This window comes from Algibacter amylolyticus, assembly GCF_014202225.1.
GTDB lineage: Bacteria > Bacteroidota > Bacteroidia > Flavobacteriales > Flavobacteriaceae > Algibacter_B > Algibacter_B amylolyticus.
Genome location: NZ_JACHGE010000001.1, coordinates 472,251 through 486,454, shown reverse-complemented (window position 1 = coordinate 486,454; position 14,204 = coordinate 472,251). Strand labels below are relative to the sequence as shown.

Genomic DNA, 14,204 nt, shown 5'->3' with positions numbered 1-14,204 from the left:
CGCCCTAACAACACTACTTATTTTACTTGCAGTTCCGTTATCTCAAAGCAAATTTTGTTAAGAATAAGCTCGCTATTTTCTAAATTTTTCAAAACCGTTAGTCTAATATCTTCAAAACTATGTTTTACGTTTTGAAATAAATCTTGATAGTATAATATACCTGCTTTCAAATTCTCAGAAAACGTTTTTAAATACTTCTCTTCCTTTTTACTCATTGACGATTTAGCATCTTCCATCTTATTCTTTAAATAATCAATATAAATATCCAACTCTTTAATAAACAAATTAGGTCTGTCGCTACGCGAAACCATATTCGCTCTGCCGTATATATGATCAGTAATATTTTCAAGGCTCATGGTTTTATCATAATACGCCATATTAGGCCCTGGACATATAGAGACACCATTACCTTCAACCTTAGTATCTAAATTATATGCCAACAAAGCAGAAGTGCCTAAACCTACACATGTACAAGATTTCTCGATAATTTTGTTGTATTGTTTTAAGTGATCTGCCTGTAGTAAATTTTGCTTTTCTAAATTTTTAATTTTATTAAATTGATATTCTCTAGAGGCTGTACACATACCTTTATCCTTAAACTCATTATTCAAGGCCACAAACTTTTTAGGACAAGAACTTCCTGGTCTGCCTTTGTTTATTAAAGCTTGCTTCTCTAAATCTTTAGTGTTGTTTTTTAAATTATTAAAAGGAACACCAAGCGGCGAAATATCGCTTAAATACAAGTCTTCCTCTTTCGCTTTAGCTAATTTATTTAATGTTTCACTATCTACAGTCGTAGCTTCTGGAACTAGTAAAAACGGACTTCCCCAACCTACAGAATCTAAATTGTAATGGTTAAGTAAAAAAGTATGTTCTTCATCAGTTCCTACACCACCTTGCGCGGAAACCTTAAAGGTTGCTCGTTTTTCGGGAATTGTGCGGTTAGTATTTATTAATTCTTGATGCCATACGGCTTCAATAGTGTCTTGTAATTCCTTACGTTTTACTTTAAATTCAGATAAAACAGGACCTAACAAATACCCATCGGTTGCAAAGGCATGTCCGCCACAATTTAAGCCAGATTCAATTCTATACTCCGAAACCCACAAGCCTTTTTTGGCTAAAAATTTACCTTGTATTAATGCCGATCTATAATCACTTACTTTTAAAATAATGCGTTTTTTTAACTGGCCGTTTTTATCCGGAAAAAAATCATTAAACTGAGCCATATAAGCAAATAATCTAGGATTCATTCCTGCCGATAGCACTACCGAAGAACTTAATTTACTATTAGCAAAACCACGTAAAGCTGCATGCGCATCGTTATACTTAACCTCAAGCTTTTCGTTTTTAATGTAATTATCCTTATCCACCTTGGTCATTATATTTACATCAATACTACCCATTTGTAATTTTATGCTCGCCCATTTTTTAATTTCAGAAGCATTAAAACCATTTGAGGTTAGTTTCTTAAATTCTTGCTTTGCTTTAGAGGTATCCGGGAGCATATTTACGTAAGCTAGTAATGCATCGCTTTTCTCTGATGCCATGGTTTTTAGCGATTCAAATTTTTGCTCAGCCAAATCACTAATTAAATTAAGGTAAGCTGTAATTCGCTTTGCTCTGAAATCTTCAATTTTATCTGTAATCTCATGATAAGAAACCTCAAATTTATCACTGTACATTTTTCTTAATTTCTCTAGTAAAATATCATCTACCAAAGAAATTACAGAATCCATACCGTATTGTGCTACTTTTAATGGTGTATCTATTGTAAACCCAATGCCCATTACAGGAATATGAAATGAATGTGTTTTTTTCATAATTACTTTATAATTAATCAACAAAGGTATAGAAGCGACTCATCTAGGAATATGACTTATGTCATGCTTTAAACCACATCAATTTCATACAATTTAATTTTAAGATCGCTCTTTTGTCCTAAACTAGGCTGTATGAATTAAAAAAATTCGGGCTAATCCCTTATTTTATTTAATTATTCATAATTAGAAATCGCGAATCGGGAATAATTGACAAAACTTAGAATCATCTGGGTGGTTCACCAAACCTTTAGTATTTTTATAGCGAAAATTACTAAAGAAGAAATATGTCCGTAGAGCCAAAATTAACTAGATTCAACCAAAGTGTTTTATCAAAATATCAGATATACAATAGTATATTCATGACCTTGCCTTTTGATGCAGTTACTAAAACAGGGGTTTTACTTCCTTTGTTTCATGAAACTTGCGAAAATGGATTTAAACAAGGTGATAATCCAACCACAATAGTTGAAACTTTTTTTGAAAAATACCAGGCACGTCGAAATAAAGAAAGTCAAATAAACTTATTATTCAGGTTTATTCAATACATAGAACGCCAAGTCGTTTTATTTGATGCTATTGAAGATGCCGCTTTCCCGATTGTAAATAACATGGAAGGTGTGGGTACTTTAAGAAACTTGAAAGGTACTGCAGCTGCCGAAGGTAATCTTGAGGAGTTACAAAAATATTTAGAAGAGTTTAAAGTAAGAATCGTATTAACTGCCCACCCTACACAATTTTACCCAGGGTCGGTTTTAGGTATTATTACAAACTTAACTAAAGCGATAAAAGAAAATGATTTGTCCGAAATAAATAACTTATTTGGACAATTAGGAAAAACACCATTTTTTAAACACCAAAAACCAACACCTTACGATGAGGCTAAAAGTTTAATTTGGTATTTAGAAAACGTATTTTACAAGACCTTTGGATCGATTTACAACTACATTCAAACTAGTATTTATGATGATGGTAAACGCCATAACGAAATTGTAAACATTGGCTTCTGGCCAGGTGGAGATAGAGATGGTAACCCATTTGTAAAACCAGATACAACATTAAAAGTTGCTAAAAAACTGAAACAGTCTATTCATAAAAAATATTATGAAGACTTAAGAGACTTAAGAAAGAAACTAACTTTTAGAGGTGTCGAGGAGCGTATTATAAGTTTAGAAACTTTATTTTACAACTACAGTACTAACCAAAATGGAGACAATGAAGATATCATGTCTTCAAAAGATTTCATAAAAGAATTACTAAGTATTAGAGACGTTATTACGCAAGAACATCAATCATTATATGTTAGCGATCTTAACAACCTAATTAATAGAGTTCATCTTTTTGGATACAGTTTTGCATCCTTAGATATTAGACAAGATAGTAGAATTCACCATAATGTATTCACTACCGTTATTGATAGTTTAATTGCAACAGGAACATCTTCTTTCCCAGCTAATTATCATGATTTATCGGAAAGCGAACAAATTCAAATCCTATCGAAAGCTACTGACGATGTTTCGAGCTTAGATGCCTTTGAAGATGAAATGGTTTGCAATACACTAAAAACCATTGCCATAATTAAAGACATTCAAAAAAGTAATGGCGAGCGCGGTGCAAACCGATACATTATTAGTAACAACCAAACAGCACTTAACGTTATGCAATTATTTGCTATGTTAAGAATGGTTGCTTTTAAAGATCAATTAACAGTAGATGTTGCTCCACTTTTTGAAACTATTCCAGATTTAGAAAATGCACCTGGAGTTATGGAGCAATTGTATACTAACCCAGAATACATGGCACATCTTAGAGCCAGAGGAAGTAAACAACACATTATGTTAGGTTTCTCTGATGGTACAAAAGATGGTGGTTATTTAATGGCCAACTGGGGTATTTACAAAGCCAAAGAGTTGCTAACCGAAATGTCTAGAAAATACGATGTTACTGCCATATTTTTCGATGGTCGTGGTGGACCTCCTGCACGTGGTGGTGGAAAAACACATCAGTTCTACTCATCTTTAGGACCAACAATTGAAGATAAAGAAGTACAACTTACCATTCAAGGGCAAACTATTAGTTCTAATTTCGGAACCTTAGATTCTGCTCAATTTAACTTAGAGCAACTTATAAGTTCTGGTATTAAAAACAGAATTGATGGCGCTAAAAATAAAATGTCCGATGCCGATAGAGCGGTTATGACAGATTTAGCAGAAACAAGTTATACAACCTACAAAGACTTTAAAGGTCACCCAATGTTTATACCGTATTTAGAGCGCATGAGTACTCTAAAATTCTATGCTAAAACAAACATTGGTAGTAGACCATCAAAACGTGGCACATCAGATAAGTTGGTGTTTTCAGATTTAAGAGCCATTCCTTTTGTAGGGTCTTGGAGTCAATTAAAACAAAACGTTCCAGGTTTTTACGGTGTTGGTACAGCACTTAAAAAATACGAAGAAAATGGAGAGTTCGATAAAGTAGAACAACTATATCACAACTCTAAATTCTTCAGAACATTGTTAGAAAACAGTATGATGTCTTTAACCAAGTCATTCTTCGATTTAACAAAATACATGTCTAAAGACGAAGAGTTTGGAGGTTTCTGGAACATTATTCATGAGGAATATTTAACTACCAAACGCCTATTATTAAAACTTACAGGTTATAGCGAGTTAATGGAAAACGAACCTTCGGGAAGAGCCTCTATACAAGTTAGAGAATCTATTGTATTACCATTACTTACCATACAACAGTTTGCGCTTAAAAAGCTTCAAGAGTTAGAAAAAGCCGGTGTAGCTGCCGATGATCCAGACAAGTTAATTTACGAGAAAATCGTAACACGATCATTATTTGGTAATATTAACGCCAGTAGAAATTCAGCTTAAAAAAGCTTTACATTATAGATTAAAACCAAAGCCTTCGTTATAAAAACGGAGGCTATTTTTATACCCTAAATTCCAAGTATTAAAAGCAGGCTGACTTACCTTCTGGCTAGCAGATTACCTAAAACACTAGGGCTTTATAAGCACCTCAATAGATTAAAACAGAAAACCCCATAGCTATTCCAAATATTATTGGCTACATTTATATGAACTTTACAACCTAAACCCTATGCAATTAGACACGGCTTTATTAGTTATTATTTCAGTTTTTACAATTTTTTCAATAACCATAGTTATAACAAGAATTTTTGGTTTAAGAACATTTGCAAAAATGTCGAGCTTCGATTTTGCATCCACAATAGCCGTAGGTTCTATTTTAGCATCAATTATAATAAACAAAGACCAGAGCATACTTAAAGGAGCACTGGCATTAGTATGTATCATTGGGTTTCAAACACTCTTTGCCTTTTTAGTAAGAAAAATAGATTTATTTAAAAATCTATTTACAAACAAACCGCAAATGCTCATGAAGGATGGAGAAATATATTATGAAAACCTAAAAAATTGCAATGTGGACATAAGTGATTTAATGGCAAAATTAAGAGAAGCCAATGTCCATCAGCTTTCAGAAGTGCAAGCTGTAATATTTGAGAGTACAGGCGATATTTCAGTTCTACATAGCTCAAACGGAACTAATATCGACCCGATTATATTAAGCGATGTTGCCCAAAAATAGAAAGGTCTTAATTTTCAAAATAGTAGCAGTAAAAAATATTTCACTACGCGCTACCTCCCAATGTTAAGAAGCTCAAACATGCCCACAAATCCTTAACGCGGGCTGCAAACTAGGTTTAGGCGTTAAGTTTAAAATAGATGTATTGACGCACTTGATTTTTACCCAAATAAAAGATAACTTCGTGCCACGCTTAGCAAAAACAGCAAAAAAGCAGAACTCGCATTGGTATTAATGCCTTTTTAAACGTAGCATATTGTAGGTAACATGACAAAAGATATTCCTCAAATTACATTTAACCCTGCAACAACCAATAATTTTGGTTTCGAAATTGTGCCTATTGAAGACATTGCTAAGAGTAAAAACGAACATAATCATGATCCAGAATTACCGCATCAGCTAAAATTTTATAACCTTATTTTTTTTACCGAAGGTTCTGGGAGACACTTTGTAGATTTTAACTGGTTTCCGGTACAACAAAACAGCTTGATTTATTTAACAAAAGACCAAGTTAATGCTTTCGAGTTTTCAGACCGTTTAAAAGGCTATTGCATCATTTTTACCGAAGCCTATTTTGTAAATAGCTTTACCAATTTAGCAGACGATTTTGTGTTTAGACTTTTTAATCCAGAGCTGTTTTCGCCAATTCTTCAAATTCCTCAAAACTCAGAGTTTACAACCTATTTTAACCTGTTATGTACAGAGTATAAAAATTCTAGCACCTTTAATCATAAAAATATTGTCAATTCGCTTTTAACCATTTTAATATCGAAAGCCGAAAATTTAAAACAAAAGCAAACCTTTCATATATCAGACACCTCAAAAGTGGCTATTTATCAAAATTTTATTTCGCTAATCGCAAAAAACCTAACCAAAAGCAGAAGCGCAAGGTATTATGCCAAAGAATTAGCCATAACCTACAAACACCTAAATAAAATCTGTAAGGAACTGGTAAACAAAACTGCCAAAAACGTTATTGACGATTTTGTAATACTGCAAGCCAAACGCAGTTTAATAAACACTAAAATAACCAGTGCTCAATTAGCCTATAGTTTGGGCTTTGAAGACCCAACAAATTTCACCAAATATTTCAAAAAAAATACAGGTTTAACCCCAAAAGCCTTTGTAAAATCACTTCAAGAAGATTAATGGTTCCACTTTAACCATTTTAACTCTCGTTTTTATCTTTTCTAAAGCTTGTAGTTGCATCATCTTTGTACCATAATTAAAAACAAAGACAATGAAACAAATAATCACAACCGTTGCACTCGTTCTTATAATGACCGCTTGCGACTCACAAAACAATACTAATTTAGATAACATGGAAACAACAACAGCATTATCAAACAAAGACAAAGCCGTAGCGTTAATTTCTAGTTTAGAAACCGGAGATCAATCGGCTATTGCACACATTAACCCAACTAATTATACACAACATAATCTTGCCGTAGCAGAAGGATTAAAGGGTTTTGGCGAAGTATTACAACACGCACCCGAAGGCGGTTTTAAAGCCAATGTAGTGCGTGCATTTCAAGATGGCGATTATGCTATTACACACACAGAATACGACTTTTTTGGACCAAAAGTAGGGTTCGATATTTTTAAGTTTGAAAATGGCCTAATTACAGAACATTGGGATAACTTTTCTGATTTGGCAGCAGCAAACCCAAGCGGAAGAACCCAAACAGATGGCATTGTAACAATTACAGATTTAGATAAAACCGAACAAAACAAAGCCTTGGTAAAAGATTTTGTTAATACCGTTTTAATTAATGGCGAGTTCGATAAAATGCCAAACTATTTTGATGGCGACGCTTACATACAACACAACACCATGATTGCCGATGGTGTTTCTGGTTTAGCAAAAGCCCTAGAAGACATGGCAAAACAAGGTATTACTATGGTGTTTACCAAAAACCACATTGTTTTAGGAGAAGGTAATTTTGTATTATCGGTTAGCGAAGGCACATTTGCAGGAAACCCAACATCGTTCTACGATTTGTTTAGAATAGAAAACGGGAAAATTGCAGAACATTGGGATACTATTGAAACCATTTTACCGGAGGAAGATAGAAAAAACGATAACGGAAAGTTTAACTTTTAAAAACAGCAACAATGAAACTGAAACTTATAACTTTAATAAGCCTTATAACCTTTGGCTTAGGGTTTGCACAAAGCAAAACCACAGAAACAAATACATTTGAGTTTGGAACAGCAGAACACCTTTTAGATGGCTATTCCTTAAACTTCCAATATCAAGATGGTAAAGCCATACACATGGAGTTTAACAACGGAGAAGCCGAATACAAGTGGATTTTAGGCCCAGGAAAAGGAAGAGGCAACAAAGATATTCCTTACCGCTCGCGCAAAATTGGAGACCAACTTTATATCGTTAATTGGCACGAAACAGGTATTAAAGATTATTTAACCATTGTTTTCGATTTTGAAAAGATGGTAGTACATAGTTCTATAATAATAGGTTATGAGAACAAACCCGAAAGACCATTAAAAACAGTGTTTTTAACAGGAGTTATAGATCATTTAAAAACTAATTAATATGAGTAATGTAGCTAGCTGCCCAACCTGTGGCGGCAAATCGAAAATAACAGAAACCAAGGGTAAAACAACTTACCTAGCCATACAAGATGACGAATTGGTAAAAAAAATAGGTCAACTAAAAAAGGCTATGCAGAAGTATAAGGATAAAGCCGAGGCGCTAGAAAAGCAACTGGAATCCAATAAATAGAATACACATAACATAAATGAAAAGACAGTTCTAGTTAATACTAAAGCTGTTTTTTTTGTTTAATTAATTGTTGAATCAATAGGAATAAATACACTTGACTTTGTCAGAAAAAAATTACAACTTCGTTTAACGTCGGATATAAAACATTAAAACGATTTCATATCCGCGAAATATTAGCAATAATTTTGACAAATAATGAGTGAATTAATTAACAAAATAAATGAAAGTGTAGTAAATCTCTCAAAATCTGAGCAAAAGGAAATTTTGAAATTTTCAAAACGGCTAGAATCTTATATTCACGTTCCAACAAACAAAAAAGAATTTGAGCGAATGATTTCTTTTTCATCTAATGCTTTTTTAGTAAACTTTGTTCTAAAGGTATTAGATGATTACAAATATCCTGAAGAAAGTAAATATCCGTTTGATATAGTTTCTTATTGGTATAGCATATGTTTATTGGCGTTATCTAATATAGAAGAGGCAAGGAAATTCCCTATAAATTTAGGAAATCAATTTCTTAAAACAGAACACAATGATTTATTTCTATTTAGGCGAATACTGGGGTTTATTAAAGATCCAGCCTACGAACCATTGACTAAAGATATTGAAAACTACTTCTTATCTAAGCAAAATGAGATAGAATCATATAAATGGGCAAAGGAAATAGGGCTAGAATTACCAAGCGACAATAATTGGGCTTTGTTTTTTGAAATATCTACAGATGGAAAATTCCGATTTGGTAATGATTTGACAGATAAAGAAAAAGAAAATCGTTTAAGAATAACCACCTCAGTTTATCCACTCCAAGACAAAAAATGTTGGGAGATTGAACTAAAAAATTGGAATAAAACTATTTCTGCTTGGTGGCCAACACTTTCAAAAAATGAAATAAAACTTGAAAAAAAACGAAAGAATTATACTTTAAAAACAGAACCCTCTTTGAGAGGTTTAAAAGAAGTTATTCAGGAAATAGAAACCGCATTAGATATTAAACTTGACAGAACTATATATAGTAAACAGTTTAAAGGTAAAATTAAAAATAAAAATGCTGTTCAGAAATGGCTTATGGAGAAATAGACTATTGCTAAAGCCTCTGCTTAATCAAAAATTTCAGTATATTTAATCCGTAATTGACGCTTATACCGAACCGTTAAACGAACCTCTCCCAAAACACACAATCCATACTAAAACAAGAAACTAGCAAACACTTGCGTTAGGGATTGAGCAATTGTTGGAGCTCCTCCCAGAGAGCGACTTTTGAAATATTTATATTCATGAGTACTATTATTTAAAATATAAACCAACGAGTAAAGCCCGACCCTTTTCATGTAACGCCCCAAAACAAAAAAAAGGACGCTTTGCATTACGCAAAACATCCTTTTCAATCAAACTAAACTTAAGTTGTATAGATTAGTGCTCGTTTAACCTGAAATCTGGATAGGCATCCATTCCGTGTTCGTGGGCATCTAAACCTTCTAATTCTTCTTTTTCTGATACTCGTATTCCCATTGTTTTCTTTAAAACAAAGAATATTATGAATGACGATACTACACAGATTCCTGCATAACAAGCAACACCTAATAATTGAATTAAAAATGTATGCTCTTCGTTTGTTGAAAAGATTCCAACGGCTAAAGTTCCCCAGATACCACAAATTAAGTGTACTGCTATGGCTCCAACAGGATCATCTAATTTAATAGCATCGACAAAAGCAACAGCAAATACAATTAGTGCTCCTGCAATACCACCAATAATTATGGCGCTTTCTGGTGTCATAACATCGGCACCAGCGGTAATACCAACTAATCCTCCTAAAATACCATTTAAGAACATGGTTAAATCTAGGTTTTTGTATTTTAAAAAGTTAACAAACGCTGCAATTACACCACCAGAAGCGGCTGCTAAACATGTTGTAACTAGGGTTAATGATGTTAATTCTGGATCGGCAGAAAGTACAGAACCTCCATTAAACCCAAACCAACCTAACCAAAGGATTAAAACTCCTGCAGTTGCTAATGGTATGTTATGTCCAGGGATTGCTTGTGGCTTTCCTTCTTTATCGAATTTCCCAATACGAGAACCTAGTAAGTAAACTGCAACTAAGGCTGCCCATCCACCAACAGAGTGTACTAATGTAGAACCTGCAAAGTCATAGAATCCCATTTGGTCTAGAAATCCGCCACCCCATTTCCAAGATCCTGCAATTGGGTAAATAATGCCTACGTAAATTACTGTGAAAATCATGAATGCTCCAATTTTCATACGTTCGGCAACAGCACCAGATACAATGGTTGCAGCTGTAGCAGCAAACATACCTTGAAATAAGAAATCTGTCCAGTAGGTGTAACCTTCGTTATAGGTTAAATCTAAAGCGCCTTCGGCAGTTAAAGGGGCATCGAACCCAAATCCTGCAAAGCCTAAAATTCCTGAAGAATCTTCGGCAAATCCTGGATACATTAGGTTAAACCCTACTATATAGTATAGTAATAACCCAACGGTAATAATAAATATGTTTTTAAATAATATGTTTATTGTATTTTTTTGTCTAGTTAGCCCAATTTCTAAAAATGCAAATCCGGTATGCATAAAGAAAACGAGTGCTGTACAGATCATCATCCATACATTATTAGTTGTAAGTAATCCTTCCATTGTATTAATTTTTAATGATTTTTTATTTTAAGGTGTCCACACCTTTTTCTCCTGTCCTTATTCTATAACAATCTTTTACATCTGAGACGAATATTTTACCATCTCCTACCTCGCCTGTACTTGCAGATTCTAGCAGTGTTTTAATTGTTATTTCTTCAAAATCATCATTTACTACGATTGATAAATGTCTACGTTGAATATCACTAGTACTATATGATACACCTCTATAAACATGGCCTTCTTTTTCATTACCAAGACCGGTTACATCCCAATAAGAAAAAAAGTTAACACCAACTTCGTGCAAAGCTTCCTTAACTACACGATATTTTGATTTTCTAATAATTGCTTCAATTTTTTTCATAATTCATTTACTTATATATGGTTTAGTTTGTTAAAATAGGAAAATATTTTTTTAATATAATTAACTCTAAAACACTATTATATTACGTGTTTATATTAAAGACCAAAAGACGCCTTATTACTAAGGCATCTTTTAGGTTTTTATTTTATTATTTAAAGATTACTCTTCAATTTCTCTTTGTCTCTTACCAGGGTAAGCGATAGAACCATGCTCTGTCCAGTCAAGACCAGCAATTTCTTCTGCTTCGGTAACTCTTAATCCAATAGTTTTCTTCATTATAAATAAGAAAATAAAAGATAAACCGATAGCCCAAGCTGCATAAGCAAGAACTCCAATAGCTTGTGCACCTAATTGTGCAGCACCACCTCCATTAAATATTCCAATTCCAGCATCACCATCAATACCCCAAAGACCTATTACTAAAGTTCCCCAAGCACCGCATATACCGTGTACAGAAATGGCACCAACAGCATCATCAATTTTTAAATTCTTTTCAACAAATCCAATAGCAAATACTACAAGTATACCACCAATAAGACCCGCTAATACAGCACCACCTTCGCTCATGTTTCCACAACCAGCAGTAATACTTACTAAACCAGCAAGCGATCCATTTAAAGTCATACCTAAATTTGGTTTTCCGTTTTTAAACCAAGTTAAAAGTAAAGCACCTAAAGCACCAGCAGAAGCTGCTAAGTTTGTTACTAAAACAACTTGAGATGCAGCAACAGCATCATCGCCACCCCAAGCTAATTGAGAACCACCATTAAAACCGAACCATCCTAACCAAAGAATAAATACACCTAAAGTAGCATACATTTGGTTGTGACCGTGCATTTCAACAGGTTTACCATCTAAGAATTTCCCGATTCTAGGACCTACCATCCAAGCAGCTACAAGTGCAGCCCATCCACCTACAGAGTGAACAATAGATGATCCAGCAAAATCAATAAATTCGGCAGGCATAATACCATCGGTATTGTTTAACCAACCACCATTCCATTCCCAACCACCAGCGATAGGGTAAATAAAAGCAGTTAAAACAATACTAAAAATAGCGTAAGTTGTATATTTTGTTCTTCCGGCTACAGCACCAGAAACAATAGTTGCAGCTGTTGCAGCAAATACAGTTTGAAAGAATAAATCTGCAGCACCTTGAGAAAACGTAAACCCTCCCCAGTGGAAGAAACCTCCGCCCATATCGGCACCGTACATTAAAGAATATCCTATAAACCAGAAGGCTAAAGAACCAACGGCGATATCTAGGAAGTTTTTCATGGCAATGTTTACAGCATTTTTAGAATCCGTCATTCCTGACTCCACTAAAAAGAAACCTGCTTGCATAAAGAATACTAAGATACCTGATATAAGCATCCACATCATTCCCATGTCGCCTTCTACAGCGGCAGTATCTTGAATTATTAAAGGCATATTTAATATAGACATAATATAATTTTTTGGGTTAGTTAATTGAAAAAAAACAAGTTCTCTACTTTCATAGAGAACTTGCAATAATATTCTCTTTGTTGTGTTTTTCTCTTAGAAAGAGTAAATAGCTGCTAATGTGAAAGCTGCTAAGCTATCTGAAGCTGCTCCATCGTTATCTACGAATGGCTCATTATTACTCCAAGCATCTAATCTAATTTCTGGCTTAATAATTAAGTTATCTACAGTATAGCTACCTGTTAAAGTTGTAGCGAATACACTTGGTAAATCATCTACATCTTCTGCATGGTATCCAAAATACTCACCTCTTAACCCTATAGAAAAGCTATCAGAAGTTGCTACTTGAGGATAAAGAGCAGCTCCGTAAAAACCAGCACCATCATTATCATTATAAGCCGCATTGATTCCCATAAAGAAAGTATCAGAAAGATCGAATCCACCCGTATAATCTACTTCAAAACCTAAACCATCATTAGATCCACTATCGTAGTATAAGTTTAAAAATTGTCCTTTATATCCTAACTGAGCACCTAATGCATATTCTCCAGTCATTGAAGTATCATTAACATCCCATGGATTAGTAACTGCTAACATTAAGCTAAAATCTTCAGATAAAGCAAAATCTGCTTTTATACCCATATGAGAAAATGGTCCGCTAGAAAATAAGTAAGATGTACTGTAGTTAAAGTTTGCTGCAGGAGAAATTACTTCATATCCTAAAAATGTATTAAAACGACCAAAAGTTAATGTAGTTCCTTCTGAAACATTCCAGTAAACATATGCTTGATTAACAATACCATCAACAATATCACTATTAAAAGTCGCACCTGCACCTCTAGGTCCAGTAACTAAATCTAATACTGCACCAGCTTTTTCGCCTTCATAGCTTGCAATAATGTTACCCATACCTAAAGCAAATCCTGATTGTCCTGCAAATGCAGTTCCGAAACCAGCACCAACATTATCAGGAGCAGTTAAATAAGTTTGGTAATAAGCATCAACACTACCACTAATTGATAATTTTGACTTCTCTTCTTGTGCAAATAATGCTGTTGCTGCGAAAAGCATTGAAAGTGTAATAATTTTTTTCATCATTGTTTTATTTTTAAGTTATTTAATTTCTTAGATCTAATTCTTGATTAGTTTGAGTTATTAAAGTTTTATAGACCTAATTTCCCTTAAGAACGAGGCTAAACTATGTGAAAATATTTTAACCCCCATAAAAAATAGGGGTATTTGAGTTACTTTTATTGATATTATATTTTTTACCCCTTTTTTTTAGGGGTGTGCGATTAAATAATTAAAATATTGAATTATCTACAACAGGATTAATTGAATTATTGTCAGTATTTTCATGAAAATCATAGAGTAATTTCCATTTATTAAAAGAATCATTATCAAAAATTCAGATATACGTATATAATGACAATATTTCGCAGTTTGAATATTCATTAAAAAAGTGGAGTAATATTGTTATATAATTATTTTTATCTCCCAATGGCTTCTAAAATCGAAATAATAAATGGTCTCTATTGTATTTCAAATTGTAGAACGTATCTTAGCTTCT

Annotated in this window: 12 protein-coding genes; 7 read left to right on the top strand and 5 right to left on the bottom strand. The window is 33.5% G+C overall.

The features are described from left to right. Positions 1–17: 17 nt before the first annotated feature. Positions 18–1,823: a hypothetical protein gene (locus HNQ90_RS02100; protein ID WP_144114997.1), complete on the bottom strand. Its 1,806-nt coding sequence runs from the start codon at positions 1,821–1,823 to the stop codon at positions 18–20. 284 nt (positions 1,824–2,107) lie between these two features. Between HNQ90_RS02100 and HNQ90_RS02095 the strand changes: the two genes are divergently transcribed. The 7 genes from HNQ90_RS02095 (at position 2,108) to HNQ90_RS02065 (ending at position 9,258) form a co-directional block, all read left to right on the top strand. Continuing rightward, complete coding sequence (locus HNQ90_RS02095) at positions 2,108–4,705, top strand: phosphoenolpyruvate carboxylase (RefSeq protein WP_144114996.1); 2,598 nt, start codon at positions 2,108–2,110, stop codon at positions 4,703–4,705. 226 nt (positions 4,706–4,931) lie between these two features. Beyond that, positions 4,932–5,438, top strand: coding sequence for a DUF421 domain-containing protein (locus tag HNQ90_RS02090; RefSeq protein ID WP_144114995.1), 507 nt, complete (start codon positions 4,932–4,934; stop codon positions 5,436–5,438). Between the two features lie 264 nt (positions 5,439–5,702). Further along, the gene (locus HNQ90_RS02085) at positions 5,703–6,584 is read left to right on the top strand and encodes a helix-turn-helix domain-containing protein (protein ID WP_144114994.1); all 882 of its coding nucleotides are present in this window, start codon (positions 5,703–5,705) and stop codon (positions 6,582–6,584) included. A gap of 91 nt (positions 6,585–6,675) precedes the next feature. After that, a complete protein-coding gene (locus HNQ90_RS02080) occupies positions 6,676–7,539 on the top strand; it encodes a nuclear transport factor 2 family protein (RefSeq protein ID WP_144114993.1) in 864 nt (287 codons plus the stop codon). A gap of 11 nt (positions 7,540–7,550) precedes the next feature. Continuing rightward, positions 7,551–7,991 carry a MoaF-related domain-containing protein gene (locus tag HNQ90_RS02075; protein WP_144114992.1) on the top strand — a complete coding sequence of 147 codons (441 nt, stop codon included), beginning with the start codon at positions 7,551–7,553 and terminating at the stop codon, positions 7,989–7,991. A gap of 1 nt (position 7,992) precedes the next feature. Further along, a complete protein-coding gene (locus tag HNQ90_RS02070; protein ID WP_144114991.1) occupies positions 7,993–8,181 on the top strand; it encodes a hypothetical protein in 189 nt (62 codons plus the stop codon). A gap of 195 nt (positions 8,182–8,376) precedes the next feature. Continuing rightward, positions 8,377–9,258, top strand: a complete 882-nt coding sequence (locus HNQ90_RS02065; protein WP_144114990.1) for a hypothetical protein — start codon at positions 8,377–8,379, stop codon at positions 9,256–9,258. A gap of 333 nt (positions 9,259–9,591) precedes the next feature. Here HNQ90_RS02065 and HNQ90_RS02060 read toward each other — a convergent pair whose 3' ends face one another. From HNQ90_RS02060 to HNQ90_RS02045, 4 genes are all read right to left on the bottom strand, one after another. Further along, positions 9,592–10,830, bottom strand: a complete 1,239-nt coding sequence (locus tag HNQ90_RS02060; RefSeq protein ID WP_144114989.1) for an ammonium transporter — start codon at positions 10,828–10,830, stop codon at positions 9,592–9,594. Between the two features lie 22 nt (positions 10,831–10,852). Then, entirely contained in the window at positions 10,853–11,191 is a 339-nt protein-coding gene (locus HNQ90_RS02055; RefSeq protein ID WP_144114988.1) for a P-II family nitrogen regulator, read from the bottom strand. Positions 11,192–11,350: 159 nt separating this feature from the next. Then, positions 11,351–12,637, bottom strand: coding sequence for an ammonium transporter (locus HNQ90_RS02050; RefSeq protein WP_144114987.1), 1,287 nt, complete (start codon positions 12,635–12,637; stop codon positions 11,351–11,353). Positions 12,638–12,730: 93 nt separating this feature from the next. Further along, positions 12,731–13,729 (bottom strand): outer membrane beta-barrel protein, encoded by a 999-nt coding sequence (locus HNQ90_RS02045; RefSeq protein WP_144115561.1) that lies wholly within the window; start codon positions 13,727–13,729, stop codon positions 12,731–12,733. Positions 13,730–14,204: the final 475 nt, after the last annotated feature.

Excerpts from the sequence above, each read along its gene's own strand:
- HNQ90_RS02080 (WP_144114993.1), top strand. The coding sequence starts at position 6,676 with ATGAAACAAATAATCACAACCGTTGCACTCGTTCTTATAATGACCGCT.
- HNQ90_RS02095 (WP_144114996.1), top strand. The coding sequence starts at position 2,108 with ATGTCCGTAGAGCCAAAATTAACTAGATTCAACCAAAGTGTTTTATCA.
- HNQ90_RS02085 (WP_144114994.1), top strand. The coding sequence starts at position 5,703 with ATGACAAAAGATATTCCTCAAATTACATTTAACCCTGCAACAACCAAT.
- HNQ90_RS02045 (WP_144115561.1), bottom strand. The coding sequence starts at position 13,729 with ATGAAAAAAATTATTACACTTTCAATGCTTTTCGCAGCAACAGCATTA.
- HNQ90_RS02070 (WP_144114991.1), top strand. The coding sequence starts at position 7,993 with ATGAGTAATGTAGCTAGCTGCCCAACCTGTGGCGGCAAATCGAAAATA.
- HNQ90_RS02050 (WP_144114987.1), bottom strand. The coding sequence starts at position 12,637 with ATGTCTATATTAAATATGCCTTTAATAATTCAAGATACTGCCGCTGTA.
- HNQ90_RS02060 (WP_144114989.1), bottom strand. The coding sequence starts at position 10,830 with ATGGAAGGATTACTTACAACTAATAATGTATGGATGATGATCTGTACA.
- HNQ90_RS02055 (WP_144114988.1), bottom strand. The coding sequence starts at position 11,191 with ATGAAAAAAATTGAAGCAATTATTAGAAAATCAAAATATCGTGTAGTT.
- HNQ90_RS02075 (WP_144114992.1), top strand. The coding sequence starts at position 7,551 with ATGAAACTGAAACTTATAACTTTAATAAGCCTTATAACCTTTGGCTTA.
- HNQ90_RS02100 (WP_144114997.1), bottom strand. The coding sequence starts at position 1,823 with ATGAAAAAAACACATTCATTTCATATTCCTGTAATGGGCATTGGGTTT.
- HNQ90_RS02090 (WP_144114995.1), top strand. The coding sequence starts at position 4,932 with ATGCAATTAGACACGGCTTTATTAGTTATTATTTCAGTTTTTACAATT.
- HNQ90_RS02065 (WP_144114990.1), top strand. The coding sequence starts at position 8,377 with ATGAGTGAATTAATTAACAAAATAAATGAAAGTGTAGTAAATCTCTCA.